General features: G+C 56.9%; 19 protein-coding genes. 7 read left to right on the top strand and 12 right to left on the bottom strand.

Going from position 1 to position 26,156, the window contains the following annotated elements; all coding sequences use genetic code 11:
• Window positions 1–5: 5 nt before the first annotated feature.
• Entirely contained in the window at window positions 6–221 is a 216-nt protein-coding gene (locus ACZA91_RS17425) for an Hfq-related RNA-binding protein (RefSeq protein WP_099532706.1), read from the top strand.
• A gap of 168 nt (window positions 222–389) precedes the next feature.
• On the opposite strand, the gene ACZA91_RS17420 is transcribed toward ACZA91_RS17425, so the two are convergent.
• The 5 genes from ACZA91_RS17420 to ACZA91_RS17400 all read right to left on the bottom strand — a co-directional run bounded on the left by ACZA91_RS17420 (window position 390) and on the right by ACZA91_RS17400 (window position 7,356).
• The gene (locus ACZA91_RS17420; protein WP_463183729.1) at window positions 390–1,346 is read right to left on the bottom strand and encodes an FTR1 family iron permease; all 957 of its coding nucleotides are present in this window, start codon (window positions 1,344–1,346) and stop codon (window positions 390–392) included.
• Window positions 1,347–1,736: 390 nt separating this feature from the next.
• Entirely contained in the window at window positions 1,737–2,564 is an 828-nt protein-coding gene (locus tag ACZA91_RS17415) for a M48 family metalloprotease (RefSeq protein ID WP_099532704.1), read from the bottom strand.
• A 225-nt stretch (window positions 2,565–2,789) separates the two neighbouring features.
• Window positions 2,790–4,565 (bottom strand): ABC transporter ATP-binding protein, encoded by a 1,776-nt coding sequence (locus ACZA91_RS17410; RefSeq protein WP_463183727.1) that lies wholly within the window; start codon window positions 4,563–4,565, stop codon window positions 2,790–2,792.
• A 30-nt stretch (window positions 4,566–4,595) separates the two neighbouring features.
• The gene (locus tag ACZA91_RS17405) at window positions 4,596–6,005 is read right to left on the bottom strand and encodes a GumC family protein (protein WP_099534106.1); all 1,410 of its coding nucleotides are present in this window, start codon (window positions 6,003–6,005) and stop codon (window positions 4,596–4,598) included.
• Window positions 6,006–6,054: 49 nt separating this feature from the next.
• Entirely contained in the window at window positions 6,055–7,356 is a 1,302-nt protein-coding gene (locus ACZA91_RS17400; RefSeq protein WP_463183724.1) for a polysaccharide biosynthesis/export family protein, read from the bottom strand.
• A gap of 1,266 nt (window positions 7,357–8,622) precedes the next feature.
• On the opposite strand from ACZA91_RS17400, the gene gap reads away from it, so the two are divergent.
• The gene (gap, locus tag ACZA91_RS17395; RefSeq protein WP_190528926.1) at window positions 8,623–9,642 is read left to right on the top strand and encodes a type I glyceraldehyde-3-phosphate dehydrogenase; all 1,020 of its coding nucleotides are present in this window, start codon (window positions 8,623–8,625) and stop codon (window positions 9,640–9,642) included.
• 170 nt (window positions 9,643–9,812) lie between these two features.
• A complete protein-coding gene (locus ACZA91_RS17390; protein ID WP_463183722.1) occupies window positions 9,813–10,421 on the top strand; it encodes a hypothetical protein in 609 nt (202 codons plus the stop codon).
• Window positions 10,422–10,715: 294 nt separating this feature from the next.
• Here ACZA91_RS17390 and ACZA91_RS17385 read toward each other — a convergent pair whose 3' ends face one another.
• Together ACZA91_RS17385 and ACZA91_RS17380 are read right to left on the bottom strand one after the other, a co-directional pair.
• Complete coding sequence (locus ACZA91_RS17385) at window positions 10,716–13,364, bottom strand: CHAT domain-containing protein (protein ID WP_463183719.1); 2,649 nt, start codon at window positions 13,362–13,364, stop codon at window positions 10,716–10,718.
• A 343-nt stretch (window positions 13,365–13,707) separates the two neighbouring features.
• The gene (locus tag ACZA91_RS17380) at window positions 13,708–13,989 is read right to left on the bottom strand and encodes a hypothetical protein (RefSeq protein ID WP_190530726.1); all 282 of its coding nucleotides are present in this window, start codon (window positions 13,987–13,989) and stop codon (window positions 13,708–13,710) included.
• Window positions 13,990–14,361: 372 nt separating this feature from the next.
• Here ACZA91_RS17380 and ACZA91_RS17375 point away from each other — a divergent pair, with 372 nt between their 5' ends.
• The gene (locus ACZA91_RS17375) at window positions 14,362–15,300 is read left to right on the top strand and encodes a LysR family transcriptional regulator (protein ID WP_463183716.1); all 939 of its coding nucleotides are present in this window, start codon (window positions 14,362–14,364) and stop codon (window positions 15,298–15,300) included.
• 208 nt (window positions 15,301–15,508) lie between these two features.
• On the opposite strand, the gene ACZA91_RS17370 is transcribed toward ACZA91_RS17375, so the two are convergent.
• On the bottom strand, window positions 15,509–16,150 hold the full coding sequence (locus ACZA91_RS17370; RefSeq protein ID WP_099534096.1) for a peroxiredoxin: 642 nt from the start codon (window positions 16,148–16,150) through the stop codon (window positions 15,509–15,511).
• A gap of 711 nt (window positions 16,151–16,861) precedes the next feature.
• Window positions 16,862–17,497: an alpha/beta hydrolase gene (locus ACZA91_RS17365; protein WP_463183714.1), complete on the bottom strand. Its 636-nt coding sequence runs from the start codon at window positions 17,495–17,497 to the stop codon at window positions 16,862–16,864.
• 56 nt (window positions 17,498–17,553) lie between these two features.
• Between ACZA91_RS17365 and purH the strand changes: the two genes are divergently transcribed.
• Window positions 17,554–19,137, top strand: coding sequence for a bifunctional phosphoribosylaminoimidazolecarboxamide formyltransferase/IMP cyclohydrolase (purH, locus tag ACZA91_RS17360; RefSeq protein ID WP_463183713.1), 1,584 nt, complete (start codon window positions 17,554–17,556; stop codon window positions 19,135–19,137).
• A 168-nt stretch (window positions 19,138–19,305) separates the two neighbouring features.
• Here the strand turns inward: purH and ctpB are convergent, their stop codons facing one another.
• Window positions 19,306–20,664 carry a carboxyl-terminal processing protease CtpB gene (gene ctpB / locus ACZA91_RS17355; protein WP_463183711.1) on the bottom strand — a complete coding sequence of 453 codons (1,359 nt, stop codon included), beginning with the start codon at window positions 20,662–20,664 and terminating at the stop codon, window positions 19,306–19,308.
• Window positions 20,665–20,889: 225 nt separating this feature from the next.
• Here ctpB and ACZA91_RS17350 point away from each other — a divergent pair, with 225 nt between their 5' ends.
• Together ACZA91_RS17350 and ACZA91_RS17345 are read left to right on the top strand one after the other, a co-directional pair.
• Window positions 20,890–21,825, top strand: coding sequence for a hypothetical protein (locus ACZA91_RS17350; RefSeq protein WP_463183710.1), 936 nt, complete (start codon window positions 20,890–20,892; stop codon window positions 21,823–21,825).
• A 72-nt stretch (window positions 21,826–21,897) separates the two neighbouring features.
• Window positions 21,898–22,617: a YdcF family protein gene (locus tag ACZA91_RS17345; RefSeq protein ID WP_190530729.1), complete on the top strand. Its 720-nt coding sequence runs from the start codon at window positions 21,898–21,900 to the stop codon at window positions 22,615–22,617.
• Window positions 22,618–22,725: 108 nt separating this feature from the next.
• Here the strand turns inward: ACZA91_RS17345 and sir are convergent, their stop codons facing one another.
• On the bottom strand, window positions 22,726–24,681 hold the full coding sequence (sir, locus tag ACZA91_RS17340; protein WP_463183707.1) for a sulfite reductase, ferredoxin dependent: 1,956 nt from the start codon (window positions 24,679–24,681) through the stop codon (window positions 22,726–22,728).
• A gap of 152 nt (window positions 24,682–24,833) precedes the next feature.
• Window positions 24,834–26,027: a glycosyltransferase gene (locus tag ACZA91_RS17335; RefSeq protein ID WP_463183706.1), complete on the bottom strand. Its 1,194-nt coding sequence runs from the start codon at window positions 26,025–26,027 to the stop codon at window positions 24,834–24,836.
• Between the last annotated feature and the right edge of the window lie 129 nt (window positions 26,028–26,156).

Raw genomic sequence — 26,156 nt, 5'->3', positions numbered from 1 at the left:
TCCCTATGGCTGAAGAATTTAATACTGGGCTGCCCAGCACCCGTCAAGTGCAGACAGCCATTAAGAATAAGCAAGAAGTGGAACTAAAGCTGCTAACCAATGACCTGATTGCAGGCAAGGTGAGGTGGCAGGACAGTGATTGCATCTGCATTGTTGACCATTACGACCAGCCTACAATCGTTTGGCGACACGCGATCGCCTATCTCAAGCCCAAGGCCTAGGGGCAACTCAACGGCTCATTCAGCGGCTGAACTGGCTGATCAGCGAACGATTGATTTTCCATGTCCCAGTCGTCATCACAAGGGGCTTAAGCCCCTTGTCCCCCACGATCTGCCAGCGGTGGAATCAGGGTTTCAGGCGATTTGTTTCAGGCGATTTGGCGACAGGCCCTAGCCTTGACCCGATTGGGCAGAAGACTGGGCCGGCGAAGCTCCGGCCGGGGCCGCAGGAGAGCGCTGGCCCCGCAAACTGCGGAAGTAAAGGGTTCCCACGCCGCCTAAAAAGAGGCAATACCCGATCGCCTGAGCTAGGTAGAGATGGTCACGGTAGCCAAAGAGGGTTTTGAGCAATACACCCGGCAACACCCGATCGCTCAAGGTCGCTGACCAATCCCAAACCAGGGGCCCCAGCAAGCAGGAATCGCCCCCCACAGCACAAAGGCCAGCCCAGGCAGGATGCAGTTGCCCCCAAAGCACCGTCGCCGCGTCCAGGTGCTTGAGCACGGAAATCACCAACGCGCCCACCACCAGCAGCAGAATTGTGCCCACCACTTGGAAAAATCGGCGCACGTCAATCTTGATGCCAAAGCGGAATAGCAGCAGCCCCATGATGGCGGCTCCGATTACACCCGCGATCGCCCCCACGGCGGCCCCGAGGCTTTCCTGAAACTGGGCGGCAATGAAAATGACCGTTTCCAGTCCCTCTTGCAGCACGGCGGCCGTGACCAAGCCAAAAATTTTCCAGGAGGCCCCCGCTTGCTCCCCGATCGCCCGCTGCACAGAGGATTGCACCTCTCCTTTCAGTTGTTTGGCCTGCTGAGTCATCCAAACCAACATCCAACTCAATAGACCAATGGCGATCGCCCCCAGAATTACTTTTAAGCCTTGAGTCCAAAAGGGGGCCCAAGGAGCAACCGATCGATCCAAGGCCCCGAAGACCCCAGCCAACCCAACGCCCACCAAAGCACTCAGGCACAACCCCGCCACAATCCCCCAAGCCACCGATCGGTTGAGGTGGGTTTGGCCCGCTTGTTGCAAACAGGCCAACACCAAGCCAATGATCAAAACCGCTTCAAACCCCTCGCGCAGGGCGATCGAAAAGGTTGGCAACGCATCCACAAGGTTCATGGCGGGGAAACCCCAATAGCATTAATCGTTCAGCAATCGTTCGGCGCTCTTCTCCAAGCTAGCGAGGAATGGCGCAATTGGGCAAGACAAGAACAAGATCGGCCGGCTAATTAATCGGATATGAATTGGTTGATTGCTGGGTTAATTGCTGGGTTGATTACTTAGCTAATTGCTTGCTTGATTGACTGAGCAATAATCTCGAAAAGCATTCTTAAAAATATTCTCGCAAAATATTCCCGCAACATTCCCAGCAAGATACTCAAGCAACTTGCTCAAAAGTCTTCATCATCAGAATTGCACAAAAAATGGGCGATCAAACCGCTTTCACGACCCGATCGCCCCTCAAAGACAACAAGCAAAATCCCTAACGCAATGGACTAAACCAACTCCCTAGCGTCCTGCCAAACGGGCCAACGCAGCAATTCGAGACTCCGTGGAAGGATGGGTGGAAAACAAGTTGCGCAGCCAGTCTTTGGCGCTGGGGTTAATGATCAGCAAGGGCGAAAAGGCGGGATTCCCCTCCAAACGGGTGGCATCAGCCATCGTTTCCAAGCGCTTCAGGGCCCGAGCCAAGGCCATCGGATCGCCCGTTAACTCTGCGGCTCCTGCATCGGCCGAAAACTCCCGCGTTCGGGAAATGCCCAGTTGAATCACCGTGGCAGCGATCGGGGCCAAGAGCATGGCCAACAACCCTGCAAGCGGATTGCCCCGATCGCGATCGCCCCCAAACCACATGGCCGCCTGCGCCAGGTAAGAAATCGCGCCCGCAATGGTGGCCGCCACCGCCTGAGTCAGGGTGTCGCGGTTGCGGATGTGGCTAAGTTCGTGGGCAATCACCGCCGCCAACTCATCTTCCGGCAGAATTTCCAGAATCCCTTCCGTCACAGCCACCGCCGCATGGTTGGGGTCACGACCGGTGGCAAAGGCATTAGCCATCGGGCTGGGGATGATGTGCAGGGTGGGCACGGGCATTCCCGCGCGATCGCACAGTTGCTCCAGCATGGCGTAAAGGTGGGGCGCTTGCGATCGATTCACGGGCTGGGCCCCATAGGCCGCCAGAGCGATTTTGTCCGAATAGAACCAGGATCCCAGGTTCATCACCGCTGCCAAAACCAGCCCCAGGAAGGCCCCGCGAGCACCTCCAAACAAAAGACCGCTGGCAAAAATCAGCAGGCCGCTCATGCTGGCGAGCAAAACCGTGGTTTTTAGTTGATTCATAGCACCAAACCGAAAGAAGAAATCGGCATCGGTGTTTGGAGTTTGGAAATCCGAAGACCGGCCGTTGCTTCAATTCTAGGAAGGATTTGGGGATGCGCACGCGGTGGGAATTGCCCCGCCGGAGGGTGGTTTTCCGCCATTTCCCCGATCGCCCTTAATGGTTGACATCAGATCCCAGGAACTCTGATCCCACTGCCTATCGCCAGATGGCAATGACGACAGCCCCTAAGCCGTCTGATCGCCGGTTTGCAATCGCCACAATTCGGCATAGATTCCGTTGCGATCGAGCAGGTTTTCATGGCGGCCCGATTCCACCAATTGCCCCTGATCCATCACATAGATACAGTCCGCATTGCGGATGGTGGAGAGGCGATGGGCGATCGCGATCGTGGTGCGATTTTGGGTGATTTTATCGAGCGATCGTTGAATCGCCGCTTCGGTTTCGTTGTCCACCGCCGATGTGGCCTCGTCCAAAATGAGGATGGGGGGATTTTTCAGAACCGCTCGGGCGATCGCGATCCGTTGTCGCTGCCCACCCGACAGCTTTTGACCCCGCTCACCGACAATGGTTTCGTAGCCCTGGGGAAGTTGTTGAATGAAATCATCAGCTTCCGCAATTTTGGCCGCCGCTAGAATTTCATCCGGGGTGGCGTGAAATGTGCCATAGGCGATGTTTTCAGCCACCGTTCCATGGAACAGAAAAACATCTTGACTCACCAAACCAATGGCTCCGCGCAAGCTTTCTAGGTCGATTTCACGGGTATCAATCCCATCAAGCAAAATAGCGCCATCGTTAATTTCATAAAGACGCAGCAGCAGCTTCACCAAGGTGCTTTTGCCGGAGCCAGTGGCCCCCACAATTGCAATTGTTTGACCAGCAGGGATCGTGAGGGAAAGATTTTGCACCACGGGCGATCGACCCCGATAGGCAAAGGCCACGCGATCGAGCACAATTTCGCCGCGAATCTCCGAAGGGGCAAAGGTTTTGGTCCCTGAATGGGCATCAATGGGCGTATCCAACAAATTAAAAATTCGCCGAATAGAAGCCATGGCTCGCTGATAGTTATCCAGGGTTTGACCCAAAGTAGTGAGGGGCCACAAAAGCCGCTGAATAATGAAAATTGAGGTGCTGTAAACCCCGATCGACATGCGCCCCGCCGCCGCTTCCAAACCGCCCACCACCAAAGTAGCCGTGAACCCACAAAGGATTACCATCCGAATCAAGGGCACAAAGGCAGCGCTATAGGCGATCGCCCGTTGGTTAGAACGACGGTAGGCATTGCTATCGATCATCACCCGATCGTGTTCATAGCGCTCCGCCGTGAAACTTTTGATGGTTAAAATGCCACCCAAATTATTCGCCAACCGGGCACTGAGCAAGCCCACGGTTTCTCGCATTTCGGAATAGCGAGGGGCCAAATTTTTCTGAAAGGCGATCGATCCCCACAAAATAAATGGCATGGGCAACATCGACAGCCAGGCCACCTGAGGCGCAACCGCAAAAAAGCTACCCCCAATGATCAAAACTGTCGTGGTCACCTGCAAAACATCATTTGCACCCGTGTCTAAAAAACGCTCCAACTGATTGACATCATCATTCAAAATCGAGAGCAATTCTCCGGTGCTGCGTTCTTCAAAATAAGCCAGCTCCAAGGATTGCAAATGGTCATAGACCTCCAATCGCAAATCATGCTGAATAGATTGGGCTAAATTGCGCCAAACGCGCTTGTAGGCATATTCAAAAACAGACTCCAAAATCCAAATCAGCCAGGTTAAAACCGCCAGCACCAGGAATTGCTCTGTGATTCCCTGAAGCCCCCAGGAAGCCAACCAGGAATCCTGCCGCTGCACCAATGTATCAACGGCTAAACCCAGCAAAGCTGGTGGAGCCAGGTCAAAAACTTTATTCAAAACCGAATAGGCCGTCGCTTGCCAAAGCTGACGGCGATATTGCGGCAGGTAAAGAAATAAACGACGAAGGGGATGCAAAGCCTGAGTCATGGGAAGGGGCAACGTAAAAACAGTAATTAATTAACTCATCTTTTTTTCAGAACGCGATCGAGAACTCCAAACTTCCGCAATGATGATGATTGCAGAAGCCATTAAGGTGCTGCCAAATAACCCTAGGGCTAAAACCTTGACCTTGCCACCAGAAGATGGCTTACGAGGCACAGTCGCTGGCTCTAAAATTCTGGTGCTGTTGTTGCGCTGTTCTTCCTTGACCAGGAGCGTTTGCAAATTGGAAAGTAGGGTTTCATAGGTTCCTTGGGCGGCCTTTAGCTTGCGTTCCAAATAACGCTGCTCTTGTTCAATTTTGGGCAAGCTGCGGCTCCGTCGGAGATATGTCGATCGGCTGTCTTCAAAGGACCTGAGTTTATTGACTGCGCTCACTCGCTCCGTTTCGGAGTTGAGGTATTGCTGAATTAAAGTCACCCGCAATTCCCCAGCCTGTAAGAAGCTGGGCGGAACCGCTTGCCGATCGCCCAGGGTTTCTTGAATTCGCTTTTGCAAAATGTCTTGCAACTGCCGCTCCCGTTCCATTAACCGGGAAACCGTGGGGCTGCTGTCCGTAAAGCGCGATCGTTGCTCTGCGAGTTCTTTTTGGGTGTCTTGCAAATCCACCAAAACTTTCTGAACACTGGGGGACTGGCTGACGGCTGCCACCACCACAGCTTCCTGGGGAGAAAGATTGAGTTGACGGCGCAAGACTGTGGCTTTGGCCGCCGCTTCCATTGCTGCGGCTTCTGTGTTGGTAATTTGCTCATCGAGCAGCCGCAGAGCCAGCACCGAAGTTCGCGCTTCCTCTTCTAAATTAATCACCTGATTTTGTTCTTTGAATCGCTGAAGTCTCAGTTCCAAATTTCGCAGTTGCTTTTCCACCTGTGGCAACTCGCGGGATAGAAAAATGCGAGCCTGAACGGTGTCTTCTCGGGCGATCGCCACGTTGTTATTGCGATAGACCTCAATCACGGAGTTCACAACCGCCGCCGCCAACTCTGGAGACTCATTGACATACGTAATGCTGACCACATCCGTTGCGCCAATGATCTTGACTTCCAGCGCTGTCTTCAGCTCCCCTGGCCCTAAGGGTTCGCCTTTTTTATCTCGCAAGTCCAGCTTTTTGATGGTGCGCTCTAGTAATGGTTCCGAGAGCAAAATTTCCATCTGATTACTGATGGGACTCTGGTCAACCAACAGCGATCGCAGTGGATTATCCGACTCATCCCGTGCAAGACCCGTCAGCTCTTGAGTGGAGTCAATTCTGAAGAGAATCTTGGCTCCAGCCTCATACACAGGCTTCACGCGCCGAGCCGCCAACACAGAACCACCCATGCCCAAAATAAAAACACAAGCAGCCGGTAGCCAGGCCCGTTGACAAGCCTTAAGGATAAGCCCTAGGGGATTGAAGTCGATCGCCTCGCGGGATGTCTGGGACTGCATAGGGTTCAGGTAATGAAATCGAAGGCCGAGGGCTAGGCAGTTTATTGAATTACTGAAAATCGGGAACGCTGGGGGCCAACAGGCGACGCAGGTTCGAGAGATTATCCACAGGCGACAGCAACACCCGCAGGAAGTCCGTAATCCGGGTCACGCCATTGGTGTTAATCACCACGATGTCGTTGTTCAGCAACAGGGGATTGGTTTCCTCATTCAGGCCGGCTTGCAGGTCAATAGGGATGCGGCGGGCGGTGGCTGACCCATCGGGATTAATCCGAATCAGGTCAACTTGGCTGGAGACGGCGCGGGGGCGCAGGAATCCGCCGGCCGCCAAGACGGCCTGATTAAGGGTGGCGTTGGGTGGCAGCTTGATGAGGCCGGGGGCTTTCACTTCGCCAACCACGTTCACCCCGATCGTTTCGGGGGCAAAGCTAGCCCGGGCCACGCGCGAAACCTCCTCAGAAGAAAAGGTGCTGGCCTTTGGAATCATCAGCATGTCTCCATCCCGCAGCAGGATATTTTGGCTGAGGTCGCCACTTTCCAGCAGTTGCCAAAGGTTAAGGGTTTGGTCTTGGGGAGTGCCGCTGGGATCTGAGCGCCGGAGGCGGATGTTACGAATATCGGCGAGGGGGGTGATGCCGCCGGCCGCCACGATCGCCCGAGTCACGTCTGGCCATTGAAGGGGTAACTGATTGGGCGCTACGTCCCGATTGCTGACCTCGATCGCGTAGGAGCCGGGCCGATTCACTTCCCCAGAAACGCCAATCCGAACCGGGCGGGGCGTTAAAACATTGACGGTGATGATCGGGGTCTTGACGAAGGGGCGATAGGCCTGGCTGAGGGCACTGGCCAATTGCTGAGGAGTTAAGCCTCGGGCCCGCACAGAACCAATCCAGGGCACGGAAATCGTGCCATCAACCAGCACCAGGTAGATACGGTTGCTGAATTCGGGCACATCAAAAATTTCCACCTGTAGCCGATCGCCCGTATCCAGTTGATATCCATCGATCGGGGGCTGAAGCGTTGGATCAAGCACGGAACCCGCCGAGGTGGACGTGGGAGCCAGAAGCAACCGGGGCAAAGGCTGAAGGGTTGCAGAATTCGGTGCGGAGTTTGGCGCGGAATCTGGCGTGAAATTGCCGGAGGTGGAGTTAGCCGATGGATTAAGGGTGGAATCGGGTGCTGCAACGCTGGAGGGGCCGTCGGGCGCACTGAGGGCCGGTTCATCAAAAGGGCCAAGGGGCTGGGCCGCCACGGGCTGGGCGATCGATCCCCAACAGCAACCACCCAAAATGCTAACAAGCAGTGCAGTTATTCGACTCGACGGCCGAGGGCTTTGAAGCAGGGCTGACATAGACAGCAGAGGATTGAGCAAATGCGCGGGCAAGGGTTTAAGTGACCATAGAACGGTAACTGCGCTGCAATGCACCCGATTCTTGAATGAGTTGCGTCAATGGAGCGATCGCACTGGTTGAGGGGTCTTGGTGGGCGGCCTGCGCCCCAATCCCAGTCACGATCGGGAATTGGGGCATTTTGAGGAATTTCCCAAGATTTGCCCAAGATTTGCCCAAGAAGTGATCGTTTCCAGGGAATCAACTACCATCGCGACCATCATAATCTGACCGATAGCGAGGATGGTGCTCAGGTTAACTCATCCATTACTCACCCTGGGGATCGGCTGCAAGGAAACTTGCCCATCGCAGAATCCGGTTATTCTTCACGGGGCGATCGGGATCAATCGCAATCAATCCCCAAAAATCCAAGGGTTTCAGGGTTACTGCAAGGGAAACCGAGGGGGGTTGCGATCGGGATCTCTCGGCAACGGCTCGATCGATGGCGGGTCAGATGCCCCTTTAGATTGCACTAGTGATGATCAAGATTTGGTAGCAATTTTCACGAGATTCCCCGTAATCTTGCAGGGTTGACTCAAAATTCATCTTGCATAAAACTTCTCGCCCGAAATTGGCTAAATTTTCGGCCTTTTCCTATTTTTCCATCAATTCTTAATGTTGCCAGGTTTGTTGTGACTTGGTGAATGTTTGACCAAGATTTCGAGAAATACTTTGGCAAATACTTGGCAAATACCTGGCGAACACCATAGGGCAAACATCACCGATCACCCCCTTCCGAACACCCTCCTGGAAAATGTACCCATCGTGCTTCCCTGACCGAACGGCGATCGAGGAAATCGATTAACACCGATCCCAGAACCGATCGCCCCGATCGCAACCAAACCCAATCCGCCACAGCCCCATCACAGCTTTAGAAACAGCTTTAACAGCTTTAGAAGATGGCTCGGTGATCTCTTGAGACACTCACCAATCACCATCCGATTTGCGGGTCAAGCGGCTTCAGCTTCCTGTTTTCGTCGGTTGGTGCGCTGAATTAGGCATCCGTTTTGGCCTTTCAAACCCCCTATCGGGTTGAGCAAACTAGAAAAAGAGTCTTGAAAAAAAGCCAAGAACCGTCACCCCTTGCCTAAATCCGGTTTAGGGTCGTGAGAGATTGATCCGCGTTGGGATTGATTCCCTCACCCCTTGGGTCAAAATAACTGCCGGGGCTGACCCTGTGGGTTCAAGCCCGTTTGATTCATGACTTCGCAAGCAGGAGAGTTTTGATCATGGCCCCGATTAAGGTTGCCATTAACGGTTTCGGACGCATTGGCCGATTGGTGTTTCGCGGTGCGATCGCCAATCCCGACATTGAAGTTTGCGCAATTAACGACCTGTTCCCCCCCGAGAGCCTCGCGTACTTGCTGAAATATGACTCCACCCACGGCCGGTTCAAGGGCACGGTGGAAGCGGCCGAAGGCGGCCTGGTGGTGAACGGCAAACTGATTCCCTGTTTTGCTTGTCGCAACCCGGAGGAGTTGCCCTGGGGTGACCACAATGTGGACTTTGTGGTGGAAGCCACCGGGATTTTCATTGACCATGCGGGAGCCAGCAAGCACCTGGCCGCTGGGGCGAAGCGGGTGATCATCTCCGCACCCACGAAGGATCCTGATCGCGTGCCGACCCTGGTGGTGGGCGTGAACCACAGCAGCTTTGACCCGGCCAAAGATTTCATCGTGTCCAACGCCAGTTGCACCACCAACTGTTTGGCCCCGATCGCCAAGGTGATTCATGACAACTTCGGTCTTGCTGAAGGGTTGATGACCACCGTTCATGCCGCCACCGCCACCCAGCCCACCGTGGACGGCCCCAGCCGCAAGGATTTGCGCGGCGGCCGCAGCGCCATGCAAAACATCATCCCCGCCTCTACCGGAGCCGCCAAGGCCGTGACCCTGGCTCTGCCGGCCCTGAAGGGGCGCTTGACTGGCATGGCGTTCCGCGTGCCCACGGCCGATGTGTCGGTGGTGGATTTGACCTTCCGCACTGAGCAAGCCACCAGCTACCAAGCCATTTGCGCCGCCATGAAGGCCGCCGCTGAAGGAGAGCTGAAGGGAGTTTTGGGCTACACGGAAGATCCGGTGGTTTCCACGGACTTCACGAGCGATGCCCATTCGAGCATCTTTGACGCAACGGCGGGCATTGAGCTGAACTCGAATTTCTTCAAGATTGTGTCTTGGTATGACAACGAGTGGGGCTACTCGATGCGGATGGTTGATTCGATCGTGGCGATGGCTGCCAAAATTGGCTAATCATTCGCTAGTCACTGGCTAATTGATTAACGCAGTAGACAAGGGGCTTAAGCCCCTTGCTCTCGCACTTTCGTAATGGTGGAAGGCTTGATTCGACCCATCACTTTTAGCCTGTGATACTGCTATGAAATGGCATCCCAAAACACTCTGAAGGCACTGTGGAGGAAAAAATGGAAAAACCCTACAGCACCGATGAGTTACTACAAATTTTGGCGGAAGAACAGCGGGCCTGTATGCAAGGTCAACGCCTACATTTGACGGCGAAAGTATCAGGAATTGTGCCGCTCGATCGCCTGATTGACCCCAAAGGGATTCAAAAATTTACGGCTTATCAAAACTTCCGGGCCCAAATTCATGCCTACCAGCGTGAACAGGGGGTGTCGGGCTTGGTGTGGCGATCGATTGCCCTGGGCCCCCACCGGCTGAACTATCCCGAATTACATGATCAATTAGTTGCGCTGCCGGAGGATATCCATACCCTTCAGCGCTTTAAGGATGATGCGATCGAATTTTGGCGATCGGTCACGGTGGGGTTCGATCGCCACTTGAGCGTGGCCGGGGGGCGAGACTTTTGCACCCTCACCCCCAGTGATGAGCAGCGCTTGATCGATCGCGCTGAGTGGGTCAGTTTGGATCCGCGCGGCCAAGCATTGCCCTGCGAGGTGGTGTTGCAGTTGGGTTGGGGCGATCCGGCCGGCGCACGCTACCGGCGCGACTGGCCCCAATCGGGCAGCGAGTTGGTTCATGCCGTGCCGCCTGGGGGTTGCCCCATGCCCTAGCCGCCGGCCGCAAAAATGCCCATCACAATTGCCGACAGCAACAGCCCGGGACTCAGCAGCAATACCAACGTGCCTAGATCATGCCAATTCATAGTCTTAATCCTCGTTTCAGTCCTCGATCGCGACGATCCTTCAAAACAACCCTTCAACACAACCCTTCAAAAACCGAACCATTCCAGAATGGCTTGAAAGTTTTTGGGGCTTTGGAAGTTTTTGGGGCCAAACCGTGGCCTGCTCCCGATCGTAGCGGCTCTTTTTGATCCCGTCCCGGAAGATCAGCTTTGACTTCAGGTTTCACAGCCAATTGCCCACCAGGATATAGGGGGCCCAAAAGAAGGGATGGCGAAAGTTGGGGTTTTTGAGCAAGGCAAGCTGAGCCTGGCGCAGGGATTCGGCTTTGGTGGCTCCGGTGCGTAGGCTTTGGTAAAAATCTCCCATCAGCAAAGCGGTGGATTCGTCGCTAACCTGCCACAGGGTTCCCAACACGCTGCGAGTGCCGGCCTGGATGGCAATGCCCGTGAGACCCAGGGTGGCACGATCGTCCCCTCGGGCTGTTTCGCAGGCACTCAACACCAAGAGTTCGATCGGGGGGCGGCTGGCCGGTCGGCGCAACAGTTGGTCAAAATCTGCCAACTCAATGCGGCGATCCCAAGCCAACAGAAAGGTGCGATCGGCTCGGGAACTGAACTGGGCATGGGTTGCCACATGGACGATCGGGGCGTTGTTTTGCTGCAAGGCTTGGCGCAGGGCCTGCTCCGTCAGGGCCTGATCGCGCAGGACGGCCGCCGGTAACTCCTGAGCCAAAATATCTAGCTCATCGGCCACAAAGGGCAAGGCTCCCAATTTTTCCGCCTGGAAACTGGGGGCCACTTCCGAAACACCCGCCGCCAAGACGTTGAGCGATCGCGGGTTCAGGGCTTTGGGGGCAAAAAGCTGCAAACCCAAGGCTCTGGTGGTGTTGTAGCGTTCCAAGAGATATTGCTCTCCGTCATGGAGGGCGGCGATCGGGATATTCGCCAAGGGCCCATCCAGCACAAACACCAGGGTTTTGACTCCCGATTGGGCTAATTCTGGGGCAATCGGAGCCACTAGCCAGTCATAAACCTGTTTGGACAGGCGCAAGCGCTCCCGGTTGGGAATGGTTGGGTCTTGGACGGCCTGTTGCACCCGTTGCAGGGTTTGGAGAACGGTGGCTCGGGGCACAGGAACCACGGCATAGCGCAACGGTTGGCCCGGCAATTTGGTGAGGGTGGCCACGCGATCGCTTAAAACAATGGCCTCCACGGCGGCCGTGTCCGATCGCCCGTCAATGGCCCGATCGAGCGGTTCCGGTTTGGCATCCAAACAAGCTTGGCGAAAGAAGTTTTCCAATTCCACCAACTGCAAAGCCTCGATCGCCGATCGGGCCGCTTGCAAGTCTTCCTGGCTGGGGTTGCCCCGCAACAACTGATCCACAAACTCCCGATAAACCGGCTCCACCCGATCACGGAAGGAAAACTGCACCACGGAATCCATCCCGGCCAGATCATTGCGCAATTGCCCGATCGCTTGGGTGGCCAGGCGATAGGCCGCCAGGGAACCAGTGCGATCGCCCCCTTGGGCCCGCAACTGCCCGAGAGAACGGGCCGTGCGATAGGTCACCTCCGGAGCCGCCAACCCTTCCACCAGCGCCAGGGATTGCTCCAGCCAACGCGCCGCCAGGGCAGTTTCCCCCCGTTGCCGATAGGTTTCGCCCAACTGACCCCAAACCGCCGCCGTCAAACGGTGATCGCCCAGGGCTTGGGCTGCTTGGGCCGCCTGTTGCAACCCTGCCAGGGCCAAGGCCGGTTCATTCACGGTTGACCACCAGCGAGCCAGGCGCATTTGGGCCGCAATCCGATCGCGCCCGATCGGGAGCTGTGCCACCTGGGTGGCCAACGCTTGCAGTTGAGCCTTGCTGACGGTTTCTCCGGGTGAGCTGCCCGTTTCCAAACCCAGAAACACCATCTCCCATCGCTCCAACTGACCCCACAGCCGATCGCGATCGCTCCCGGCTGCCGCTGCCGCCACCCTTGCTCGATCGAAGGCCGCCATGGCCTGTTGTCGAAGGGCCATCCATTGGGGATCATTGCGATCTAACCCTTGGCGAGCCAACAGGGCCCGGGTGCGGGCCAGGGCCAGGGCGGCGGTGCTGCGATCGGCCAGGGTTCCCGACTGTTCCAACACCGTTGCCGCTTGACTCAACCAAGTTTCTGCTCGGGCCAATTGCCCCAGCGATCGCAAGGCCTCCCCAGCCGACAGCAGGCCCAACCCTTGCAAGCGTGTGGGTTCGCGGGGGGCCTCCGGGGCAGTGCCAATTTGCCCTTCAATCACCATCAGAGCACGCCCGTAGAGTCCCAGGGCTTGCAGGGCCTGGGCCCGATTCAGGCTGGCTCCCAATTGCCCATCCCGATCGCCCGCCGATCGATACAGGGATTCCGCCTGCTCCAAAAGTTGAATCGCTCGGGCCGCCTGCCCTGCGGTCAGCTCCAACCGGGCTTGCTGATTCAAGGCCGCCGCCCGCAGCCGCACGGCTCCCTCGCCGCGCAACGCCGCCAACAGGCCCAAACTCTGCTGCACTGCCTTCAAGGCCGCTGCTCGATCGCCCAATTGCCCCCAAGCCAAGCTGATGCCATGCCAGGCGGCTCCTTGGGCCGCGCGATCGTCCCGTTGGGCCGCCTGTTGGGCCGCCCGCTGCCAATGGTCGATCGCCTCCGTAAACCGGCCCGCTTCGTAGGCCTGGCGTGCTTGTTCAAACTCCGGAGCGCCGGCCGGGGTGGCCAGGGGGGCTGGGGCTGGCCCTTGGGCGATCGCGGGGAACGCAGCGAAGGAAACCGTTCCCAACACCAACCCATAACCCACCCAACCCAACCATCGGAGCGATCGGCCCCATTGCCCCCACGCCCGCTCGTTACCTTGCCCCATGCCCATCAATCACGCTCGCTGTTGTGGATCAATTTCCTTTCTCCACTATCACCGACCAATCCAGAATTCCCGGTCTCTTCCCGGGTCTTTTAACGGTGCTTTGAGCGTGATTTTGATTGTTTTGGCCGGTTTTTGACTGGTCTTTAACTGGTTTGATGGCCAGTCATTAGACCTCTTGCGTCAATCAAGACCCTCACCCTAAATCCCTCTCCCAAGTCGGGAGAGGGACTTGATCACCAGCTACGAGATCGCTGTAACGCAATGGTTCTGGCCCCCCTTCGCCCCCCTTGGGAGAAGGGGTTGGGGGATGAGGGCTTCTGGTCGATTCGCGTAAGAGGTCTATTCAAAACCGATAGCGATGGCGCTCCTCTAGCCAGCTCCGGAGTTCCCGCTCAGCCGGGCTAGAGAATCGATCGCCCGTGCGTGGATCCCAACCGTAAAAAATTTCCTCACCGGTTGGCAATGTCCGCGACCAAATTCGGATTTGATCGGGCGTGCTGAGCCGCATCACTGCTCGATGACCCCAATGGGCCAGCCGTTGCCCAAAATTGCCTAGGATGGTGTTTTCAGCACAGCAGTCCGCCAACCACCGCAGGGGCGATCGGGTTGCAGAGGTAAAGTGCATGACTCGGTTCTCCTGAAGAAACAAATCTCCTGGCCATCGTTGTGGAAGGCGGTAGCCAGGAGATTTGCTGTGCCTTCACCCTATCAAGGGTCGGCGGTTCGATCGACCGATGGCTTGCATGGGAGGTATGAATGAAATCGATGGATGTCTTGGTTGATCCTCCAAAGTGCCGGTATAGCATGGAGAGCAATTCGGCGAGCGCAATTCGGCTCCGGGTTCTGACGGCACTTTTCTCAATTTGCCGGATTTGGCCTGGCAAATTTAATCTGCTGAATTTGCTGAATTTGCTGAATAAGTTGCTGAATCTTTAGATCGCTTTCCAGTCGATTCAACATCGACTCAGCTATGGGCGAAATTGCTGCAAGACTCAAGTTGTCTCAACTACGAACCCTGGTGGCGATCGCCGATCGGGGAAATTTCAGCCAAGCCGCCCTGGATCTCGACATTTCCCAATCCGCCGTTAGCCACGCGATCGCCACCCTCGAAGACGAACTGGGGGCCATTTTGCTGAATCGCGGCCGCCACGGCGCAACCCTCACCGACACCGGGCGCGAAATTGCCGACAGTGCCCGCAAAATTTTGGAACTGCTCAACGATATTGAGCGCCAAGCCAAAAGCGCCCGCGGCCTTGATTCGGGCCATGTGCGCGTGGCTTGTTTCCGCAGCGTGGCCACCCACTTGTTGCCTAAGGCGATCGAGCATTTGCGCCACCGCTATCCCGGCATCGCGATCGCCATTGATGAATACGACACCAGCCAGGACATTGAGGAAGAACTCCGCGCCGGCCGAGCAGATGTTGGTTTTGTCCTGTTGCCCGCAGGCAGTGAGTTTGAAACCTGGAACGTGATGATGGATGAATATTGGGCGATCGTCCCCAGCAGCGATCGGTACGCCACGGAGGTGATTGCCTGGGAAGATTTATTTTCTCGCCCGCTGATTTTGCCGCCCCGGCGATTTTTGTGTGCGCAAATTGTGCTCGATCGCTTCGCCAAGCTGGGCTTGAACGTGGAACCCAGCTACGAAGTCCGGGAAGATTCCACCATCCTGAGCATGGTGGCCCAAGGATTGGGCGCAACGGTCATGGCCCGGCTGGCCGCAGAACCGATCCCAGCCCAGGTGCGGGCCTATCGGCTGCCCGTGCCCTTTCACAGACACATCGGCCTGGCCATCTTGGCCAATGCGCTGCATTTGCCGCCCGTGTTTGCGGTGCGTGATGCGCTGAAGGAAACGATCGCCCATTTAACGCTGCCGGGCCAACCCCGACCAGAACAGCCCTGGCCCAATCTCAAGCGATCGGGACGGCCTGCCTAATCGGTGTTCCATTGATACAGCCCAACACAACAGCCCAATACACCAACCCAATACACCAGACTAATAAAATAGCCCCCCGATCACACCAGGGCGATCGGGGGGCTATTTGTTGATGTGTTGATGTTGCTAACCACCAGGTGGCCCTAACCCCAAGCTCAAGGATTCAGCTTGAAATTAAAAACCACCGGAAATTAGAAACTGATTGAAATTACTTGTTGGGCTGGGGAGTCAGGCGCAGGTAAGGCTTGATTTCCGTCACGCCCTTGGGGAATTTCTGGCGAGCTTCCTCGGTGGGGATCGAGGGAACCACCACGCAATCGCCGCCATCTGTCCAGTCAGCGGGCGTAGCCACACTGTAGTTATCGGTCAGTTGCAGCGAGTCAATCACGCGCAACAGCTCATCAAAGTTGCGGCCGGTGCTAGCGGGATAAGTGATCGTCAAACGCAGCTTTTTGTTGGGATCGATGATGAAGACCGATCGCACCGTCAGGGTGTTACCGGTGCTGGAATTGGGGTGAATCATCCCGTACAGTTCCGACACTTTCTTATCTTCGTCGGCCAGAATCGGGTAATTCAGCGTCGTGCTTTGGGTTTCTTCAATGTCGGCCGTCCAGCCATGGTGCGAATCCACGCTGTCAACGCTCAGGGCCAGCGCCTTCACATTGCGCTTGTCAAATTCACCCTTCAGTTGGGCAACGCGGCCCAGCTCGGTGGTGCACACGGGGGTATAGTCCGCCGGGTGCGAAAACAGCACCACCCAGCTATCACCAGCCCAAGTGTAGAAGTCGATCGAGCCGTGGGTGGAAGCCTGCGTGAAATCGGGGACGGTATCGCCAAGTCTGAGAGTCATGATTCTTCGTTGGTCAATGATTAATTGATTGACATCCTCCTCGCCCCAAAGGGTGAGGATTCCTCACCGCGCCTGAACCCAGCGAATCGGGCCGAGGTCGCTGAATGGGGTTGACGCTTCACAGGCCACCACTGGCGAACCAGTCTGACGCTGGCCTCCACGTCCGTTTAAAGTCTCGGACTGCCCGCCCGCGACGATGCATCAAACCAGTCAGGAGTGAATTTGCGGGCTGATGGGTCTGGGGGGCTAGAGGGGAGAGCGCCCGCAGATCATGATGCCACGAAACCCCAGTTTTCCGACCGGATTTTCGATCTTTTTCACCCAACAGGCCCGCCAGCGGAATTCCAGGCGACAAATGCGGTTGATTCGGCTTGGCAGTTCCGCTGTAGCTGGGGCTTGTACTGCTGGAAAAATTAATGAAGCGCTTTAACGATTAGGCGTTCGGGTCATCCTAATCACGGCCCGGAGTAACGATCAGGCGTTCAGGTCATCCTAATCACGGCCCGGGATGCGAATCTTGCGATCTGGATGTTCAGAATAGCAGGACTCTGTAGCGAAATTATCAGTCTTCGTGAATCTGCAATCCTTCTGGGGACAAACCGTAAAGTTCCGCAATGATCCTGAAAGGTTCGTCATGCGGTCTTGAATCCTCAGCAATGCTGGATTCTCAGCAATGCTGGATTGAACGATCCGCCGTGCTTGCTTAAACCATCATTTCGGACAGGATGCTGAAATGCAGGCGAGGGAGAAGGTGCGCAGGGCAGAAATTTGGCTCATTTGGATTTCATGGCCCCCATCGAGTTCCAAATAGGTGACGGTGGCATCGCGGGCTTGGAGATCGTCGCGCACTTGCCAAGCGGCTTGGATTGGAACGACGAGATCTTGGCGGCCGTGGGTCACCAGCACTTGGGGCCCCTGTTTGAGGGAGCTGACTTGCGGCAGGGTGTGAAAATAGCCACTGAGGGAAGCAACGCCGGCCAGGGGTAGCGCTAACCCCACGTCTAGGGCCATGGCTCCACCTTGGGAAAATCCACAAAGAATGGTTCGATCGAGCGGGATGCCCGATCGCTCCGTGGTGGCCAACAGCCAATTTTGGAGCTGGTCTCGGCTGGCCTGCAAGCCTGGATAATCGGACGATTCCAAGTCGTACCACATGCGCCCTTCATTGGAGTAGGGATAGGCCATGGGGGCTTGGGGAAATTCCATGCGCCAATCTGGCAAGTTCAGCAACGGAGCCAACGCGGCCACATCATTTGCATTTGCCCCCCAACCATGAAGCGCGACCAGCATTGCCGCTGGTGTGCGGTTCGCCTCGGGGGAAATCGCGATCGCCTCTAATAAAGCCACGCGACAACTCCTCGGTAGAATGAACCCGTTAAGCCTCAATCCTAACGGACTCTTCCATGACGCGGACAGCCCTGCTTAGTGTTTCTGACAAAACTGGTCTAATCGAACTGGCTCGCCAACTGGTGGAACGGTTCGGCTTTACCCTGGTCAGCAGCGGTGGCACGGCTAATGCCATCAAAGCCGCAGGACTCCCCGTGACCAAGGTTTCGGACTATACAGGCTTCCCGGAAATTTTGGGCGGCCGGGTCAAGACACTCCACCCGCGTGTGCATGGGGGAATTTTGGCCCGCACCGATTTGGAGGGCGATCGCGCTGATTTGGCTGCCAATGAGATCCCCGCGATCGATTTGGTGGTGGTGAATCTTTATCCCTTTGAGCAGACGATCGCCCGGGAAGGGGTGACGCTGCCGGAGGCGATCGAACAAATTGATATCGGTGGCCCCGCCATGATCCGCGCCGCTGCCAAAAACCACAGCCGCGTAACGGTGCTGTGCAACCCAGCTCAATACGATCGCTACTTACATGAGCTGAGCAGCAATGGCACACCATCCCTGGAATTCCGGTTGCAGTGCGCCCGCGAAGCCTTTTGGCACACCTCCACCTATGACAGCGCGATCGCCACTTACCTGAGCCAACAGGCCGACAATCCCGCCGATTTGGATCGACCGGCCTTGGCAACGCCAGTGGAATGGGCGATCGCGGGTAAGCGGGTGCAAAGCCTGCGCTATGGCGAAAATCCCCACCAAAGCGCCGCTTGGTATCGCAGCGGCTCCACCCCCAGCGGTTGGGCGGCTGCGGAACAACTCCAAGGCAAAGAACTGAGTTACAACAACTTGGTGGATTTGGAGTCGGCCCGGAGCCTGATTGCGGAATTTGTGGCCGCCGATGCTCCTCCGGCGGCGGCTATTCTGAAGCACAACAATCCCTGTGGTGTGGCCCTGGGATCGTCGGCTGATGCGCCCCTGTTGGAGGCCTATCGCAAGGCCCTGGAAGCGGATTCGGTCTCAGCATTTGGCGGCATCGTGGCCCTGAACCGCCCGATCGACGCGGAAACGGCCGCCGCGCTCACGGAAACCTTCCTGGAATGCATTGTGGCTCCTGGCTGTGATGAGGCAGCTCGCACCTTGTTGCAGAAAAAACAAAACCTGCGAGTCTTGGTGCTGCCGGATCTGTTGGCGGGGCCGGCGGCCACGGTGAAGACGATCGCGGGCGGCTTTTTGCTCCAGGCGGCCGACGACGAACCCAGCGACCCAAACACCTGGCGCGTGGTGACGGAAAAGCAACCAACGGCGGATCAGCTCGCGGAGTTGGCCTTTGCCTGGCGGGTGGTGAAGCATGTGAAGTCCAATGCGATCGTGGTGACCAGCAACCGATCGACCCTGGGGATCGGTGCCGGCCAAATGAATCGCGTGGGTTCCGTGGCGATCGCCCTCAACCAAGCGGGCGACCAGGCCCCGGGCGCTGTTTTGGCCAGCGATGGGTTCTTTCCCTTTGATGACTCGGTGCGGACGGCGGCGGCGGCGGGCATCGGGGCGATCGTCCAGCCCGGTGGCAGCGTGCGCGATGAAGACTCGATCAAAGCGGCCAATGAACTGGGTTTGGTGATGCTGATGACCGATCGCCGCCACTTCCTGCACTAACGGTTGTGCAGTTTGCTCTGAAGCCATCCCCACGTCCGGCCGATCGCTGACTGCACCACTCGCTGACTGCATCATCGGAGGCAAGGGGCTTAAGCCCCTTGTCTAGCCATGGTTAGCGTTGATTGATGGGTTCAAGTTGGGGATATTTTGTCCCTACTGAGTTTGTCTCTACTGGGGCAGCGGGGCCACATTGTTATTGGCCGCGATCCGATTCCGAAGCATGGTCACAGCCCGTGTGTATTGGGGATCGCTCTCGGTGGCCAACAGCCGCCCGCCATTGGAGAACAGATAATATTCCTGCTCATCCGATAGCTTGATTTCCACATCGGGGCTGATGCCGGTTTTGTTAATGTCCGTGCCAGCGGGGGTGTAGTAATGGGCGATCGTGACGGCTAAACCCGAACCATCACCCAAGCTATGCACCGATTGAACCAGGGCCTTGCCAAAGGTTTGGCTTCCCACCACGAGCGCCCGGCGGTTATCCTTCAGCGCCCCGGTCAAAATTTCGCTGGCACTGGCGGAATTGCCGTCCACCAACACCGCCAGCGGCAAGTTCGTGAGGGATGTGCGGTTAGCCCGGGCGGCTTGGCTGTTTCCTGCGCGATCGGTCGTGCTGACAATGCTGCCGGCATCGAGCCACATGCGTGCAATCTCAATGCTGGCGTTCAAGAGACCGCCCGGATTGCCGCGCAGATCCAAGACAAACGCTTCGGCCTGCTTGCCTTTCAAATCCTCGATCGCCCGCTCCATCTGTTCGGCCGCATGGGCGCTGAACTCATTGAGGCGGATATAGCCTACCCGAATGCCCGATTCCGTTTGCAGGTTCGATCGAACGATCGGCACTTCAATTCGGGCGCGGGTTAAGGACACCGAAAACGGCGCACCGCCCGCCCGCTGAATTTCCAGCTTCACCGCTGTGCCCGCCTGGCCCCGAATCAAGCTGGAAGCCTTGTCGGGAGACATGTCCTTGGTGGCTTGCCCATCGATCGACAGGATCAGATCTCCCGTCTTCAAACCGGCCCGAGCGGCCGGTGAGTTGGGCATTGGCTCCACCACTTGCAAGTGCTTCGTCTTGTCATCTACCCCCATCCGAATCCCAATCCCAGACAGTTCGCCGGCCGTTTGGTTGGTCAGCTCCTCAAACTGCTCAGGAGTCATGAAGCGCGTGTAGGGATCGTTCAGCAGCTTAATCGCCTTGCGCAGGGCTTCGTAGGCTTCATCCCGCGACGTATATTGGCGGCTCAGGAGGTCTTGGCGGATGGCTTGCCAATCATTTTGGTTAAACTGCCCATCCACATATTCACGGTTGATGATTTGCCAAGCTTCATCCACGATTTGCTTGGGGCTGTCTTGGAATTGGCCGGGTTCCGGGGCGGGCGGCTCCCGGTCTTGGCTGAAGGCCGGCAAACTCAGGGCTGGATGAAGCAGGGCAACGCTGGCCGCCGCGATCGCCACCTTTACGCCCAGGCTCTTGGGCGATCGCCGCCAATCAAACCAATGACGCGAAACCGACGAGACAGCGGGCATAGATTTGGGATCAACCTGGGGCATACGGCCAACGTTTTTGAATGAAATCAAGGGAATGCAAAACTAGCACCCAACCAGCACCCAGCAATTTTGGGAGTTATGGCAGGATGGCTGATAGATGATTGCTATTCATCATAGAGCGCCGATCGGGAACCGTGGGTGACTCCAGACACCGATCGAATCGCCACATTCAATCCCGCATGGATCTCTAACGGGCAGTTGACCATGATTTGGAAACGTACTCAGCCCCCCGAATCGCCATCCCCCCAGGTTGCTCGATCGACCCCATCCCCTTCATCGACCCTATCCAGTTCGCCCGCATCAACCACAACATCAACAACATCAACCGAAACATCAACCGCAGCCCTGAGCCGATCGCTCCGGCGGCTGCAATGGTTAGGCCACTTCACCAATGGGGCGATCGCCCTGATCGCGATCGGGGGAATCGTCCTCCTGCAACAAGCCACCATCAAACGCGCTCCCCAGGGATTGGAAGATCCCGTTTTGGCTCAGGATCGCACCCGCACACAATTGCAATTGGCGGCCCGAATGCCCAGCCTTGGGTTTGATAATTTGCTGGCCAATTGGGCGTTTTTAAGCTATTTGCAATATTTCGGAGACACGGAAGTTCGCCAGGCCACGGGCTACACGGCCAATGAAGATTACTTTGAGCTGATGACCCTGCGGGATCCCCGATTCACCACGCTGGCTCCTTTCATTTCGGCAGGTGTGGCGTACTATGCGGGCAAGCCGGAAAAATCCGTGGCCCTCATGACCCGCATGACCGATGTGCTGGATCCCAAGCACCAACCCGATGCCTTTTGGGTTTGGCGCTTCAAGGCGTTTGACCAATACCTGTTGCTGAATGATATTCCGGCCACTGTGGCTTCCCTGGAAATGGCGAGTCGCTGGGCAGCCATGACTTCAAAATATCGGCGGGTGGCTCCGTTTTTCCAAGAAACAGCGAACTTTTTGCGCCGGGATCCCAACACGTTGGCGGTGCGGTTTTACTCCTGGAATGAGGTTTATCAAGCGGCAGTCGATCGCCTAGTGATTCAGCGGGCTGAACAGGAATTGTTAGCCATGGGAGCCAAGCGGGGCCCACGGCTGCCCAATGGTCGATCGCAGTTTTTGCCGCCGCCCGGTGTCGCTGCGCGTTGAATCGAGTGTTAATCAGTTCATCGTTTCAGTCGCCTCAGTCGCCTCAGTCATTAGATTCCCCTCAATCGCCCTATGCAGCCATTTCATCGAAAAATTGGGCTGATGACCGCTGGTCTGTTGGCCTTGGGGGGCCTGTGGTGGGGCGGACGGTTGATGGTGGCGGCTTCGGGCCCGCCGGAAGTGCTGTGGGTCTTGGGGGGCAGCATTCGGCGCGAAATGGCGGCGGTTCAGTGGGCAGCGGCTCATCCCCAACAACGGGTGTTGATTTCCGGGGGTTCCAAGCCTCCCTGTGTCAAGGCGTTGTTCGATCGCGCTGGTGTGAAGGGCGATCGCGTTTGGCTGGAGCAATGCGCCCAATCCACGTTTGGGAACTGTTATTGGAGTCTGCCGATCTTGCAGCGTTGGGGTGCAAAACGGGTGATTTTGATGACTTCCGGTTCCCACCAATGGCGAGCCGGGGCCATGGCTCGGCTCATTCTGGGCAGTCACGGTATTTGGGTCGATGTGGTGACCGTGCCGGAAACGGGTGTGCCTGCTAATCAAGAAAACCCGCTGAAAACCGTTTTGGATGTGGGACGTGCGGGCGCTTGGGCGATCGGCAGCCAGTGGAATAGTCCCCAATGCCAACAGGTGGGGCGTTTAGAGCAGGTGAATATGGCCGCTTGGTGTCAGCGAGCGTTTCGCTGTGAATATCAAGCGGGGCTATCTAAAATTTGTGCGCGATCGAGCCAGGGATTGCCCCAGCCCGATCGCGCACCTTCAGCGATTCCTCAATCACCATCAACCCGCTAGGGATCCGCACGGCTCAACAACCGATCGATTGAGGCTTGTTGAGGCTTGCTGAATCCAGCCGATCCCGATCCGAGATCGATCGGCTGGAGATTGACTTGAAATCGGCAGCTAGTTGGACTGCTGATTCAGGTAAGCGGCGATCGCCTCATTGATCAGCGCGGTGGCCGACTGTCCCCGATCGGCAGCCAGGGCCTGCACCGACTTGTACAGCTCATCGCGAATGCCAATGCGATGGCGGGGAGCGGCGCTGCCGTTGCTGGCTCGCTGGCTGTCCTTCTCCGCCTTGGCATCGATCGGGCGATAGGCCTGCATAAAGTGCCGCAGCGTATCAAACCCGACCCGATGGCAGAAATCGCCAAAGCTTTCGCCCGGTTCGCGCGATCGCTTGAAGTAAACCAAAATCGGTTCCAGGAACGATTCCAGATCCGTATCCTTCATCCGTTCCGTAAACGTTTGGGCCAAGCGGGTTTGGCTAGGAGAACCCCCGAGCCAAACTTGGTAGGCGTTGGGCGCGCTGCCCACAAAACCCAACTCAGCCATGTAGGGCCGAGCACAACCGTTGGGGCAACCGGTCATCCGAATCACGAAGGATTCATCACCCAAGCCCAAGCGCTCCATCAGCGATCGAATGCGCTCCACAAAGCCCGGCAGGGCCCGCTCCGATTCGGTGATCGCCAAGCCGCAAGTGGGCATGGCCGGGCAAGCCATCGCCAGCCGCTCTAGGGGATCAATTTGCTCGATCGCCCAAACCCCGCAGTCGGTCAGGATTTTTGCAATGGCGGCTCGATCGCCCGGCTTGATGTCATAGAACAGCACGTTCTGATGAGGAGTCAGCAGCATCGGCAACTGGAACCGTTCCACAATTTGCCGCAGGGCCGATCGCAGCTTGAAATCACCCTGGTCACGCACCCGCCCATTTTGGATCGACAGGCCCAAGAACAAATGGCCATCGCCCTGTTCGTGCCAGCCCAAGAAGTCCTCATAGCGCCAAGCGGGTAGGGGGCGTGCCGATTCCAGCTTTTTGCCCAAGTAATCTTCCACATGGTCGCGGAACTTGGCCACCCCCCAATCATGCAGCAGGTACTTCATCCGGGAATGACGACGATCGAAGCGATCGCCATAGTCCCGTTGCACCGCCACGATCGCCTTCACCAGGCCATAGACATCCGCCGCCGCCACAAAGCCAATTTCGTCGGCAATGCGGGCGAAGGTTTCTTCCTTGTTGTGGGTACGGCCCAAACCGCCACCGGCATAGACATTGAACCCTTCCAACTCCCCTTGCTCATTGGTGATCACCACCAAGCTCAAGTCCTGGGAAAACAGATCCACGGAGTTGTCTCCCGGAACCGTCACCGCGCATTTGAACTTGCGGGGCATGTAGGTTGCGCCATAGACCGGCTCTTCCGTGTCCAGGCGCATGGGCGTGGAGCCGTTGCTTTGGCGGGCCGCCTTCACGGCCGGGTCTTCTTCGGCGGAAATGGCCTTTTCCCCATCCAGCCAAATTTCGTAGTAGGCCCCCGTTTGCGGCGTGAGCAAGTCCGCAATGTTGTTGGCATAGGCCAGCGCCAGTTGATACTCGGGGCGGTTTTTGTAGGGCGCTGGTGGGGCCATCACGTTGCGGTTCAGGTCGCCGCAAGCGCCGAGGGTTGACCCCATGCTGTTGACGATCGCGGCGATCGTGGCTTTCAGGTTCTTTTTCAGAATCCCGTGCAACTGAAAGCCCTGACGGGTTGTGGCGCGCAGGGTTTCGTTGCCATATTCACTGGCCAGGCGATCGAGCGTCAGGTATAGTTGCGGCGGGATGAACCCTCCCGGACTGCGGGTGCGCAACATCATCTGATAGGGCTTCTCCTGGCCCGGCTTTTGCAGGTCTCGATCGACCTGTTGATAGGAGCCGTGGAATTTCAGGATTTGAATCGCATCATTGGAAAAATAATTGGTGTCCAGCAACAGTTCCGACGCAACGGGTTCCCGGAGAAAGTTGCTTCGTTCTTTGAGTCCTTCAACTTTCGAGAGACGAGTTTCGGTGGGTGCAGCAACCGGCGAGCTAGCAGATTTGGCCATGAGTCCAGCAGTGGCAAATAAGGGGGGATTGAATGCCCCGTAAGTCGATCGAGATATCGGAGAATTGATACTCCATCCTACCATTGGCTCGGTAGGATCCACGATCCATCACTATTCACTGTAGGGCTTAGGCGGGTTGAGTTGCGCGGATGTTAACGGAAAAACTCAGTTGGGGTCTGTCGATCGCGCTGAAACTCCTGCCAACACCAGTTCACAAACCCAAAGTAACGATCGCGAAACACATCGGGACTGAAGGACTGGGCATGGCGGTGAATCGCCTCAGCACTCAGGCGCGATCGATAGTCTTCAAAGACCGTCACCGCCGCCGCGATCGCCTCGCTGGTTTGTTGCTCAAACAGCAGCCCCGTGCCCGTTTTGGGATCCTGGCGACAGTCGCGCACCGTTTCGCCGGTTCCCCCCTGGGCAAAGGCAATCACGGGTGTGCCGCAGGCCTGGGCTTCCACGGGCGCAATCCCAAAATCTTCAAACGCCGCATAGACAAAGGCCCGGGCCTGGGCCATGGCTTGGGTCACCACTGCGTCCGGCTGCTCGCCCAACAGTTGCACGTTGGGCCCAGCCTGTTCGCGCAAGGATTCCAGCATTGGCCCGCCCCCAATCACCATCAGGGGCAATCCCAGTTGATTGAACGCCTCCACAATCAAGTCCACCCGCTTGTAGGGCACTAGCCTGGTAACGCAGAGGTAATAGTCATCCTTGGTGGTTTGCAGGGGGAATCGATCGACCTGTACCGGCGGGTAAATCACCTCCGCCCGCCGTCGATAGCAGCGCCAAATTCGATTGGCCGTGGTGCGGGAGTTGGCCGCAAAGAAATCGACCCGATTCGCCGCCAGCACATCCCACAACCGCAGCCGATGCAGCAAATAGCGGGTGAGCCAGCCGATCGGGCCACGACCCGATCGACTGCCCGCCAAATAATCATGGGTCAAGTCCCAGGCATAGCGCATGGGCGCATGGCAATAGCAAACATGCAACTGATGGGCCGCCACCAGCGCCCCCTTCGCCACCGCATGGGACGAGGACAGGATGATGTCATAGGCTCGCAGGTCTAATTGCTCGATCGCCAAGGGCCAAAGGGGCAAATAGCGCTGCACTCCACGAATGGCTCCCGGAAAGCGCTGCAAAAAGGTATGGCCGATCGCTCGGCCATACAAGTAACTTTCAGAATTGCTAGACTCGAAATCGATCAGCGCGTGCAAAGCTACCGGTTCCGGCAACCAGCGATCGAGCTGGGTCACCATTTCCCGCACCACCAACTCAGACCCCCCCGTGGCCAGCGGAGTTAACCATTCATGCACCAGGGCATAGCGGCGATCGCATGGAATCATGGGGTGATGCATCCTGACAGGGGCTGAGTTGATGGGTTGACGGGGCGGGAATCATGCCCGTTGCTGCCTAGGGGCGCTGGCTTTGGTTGAATTGATCACACCGATCGAACGCCGCTCAAGAGCCGATCG

The organism is Limnothrix sp. CMB-01 (assembly GCF_055193175.1).
This window is presented reverse-complemented; position numbering and strand designations above follow the sequence as displayed.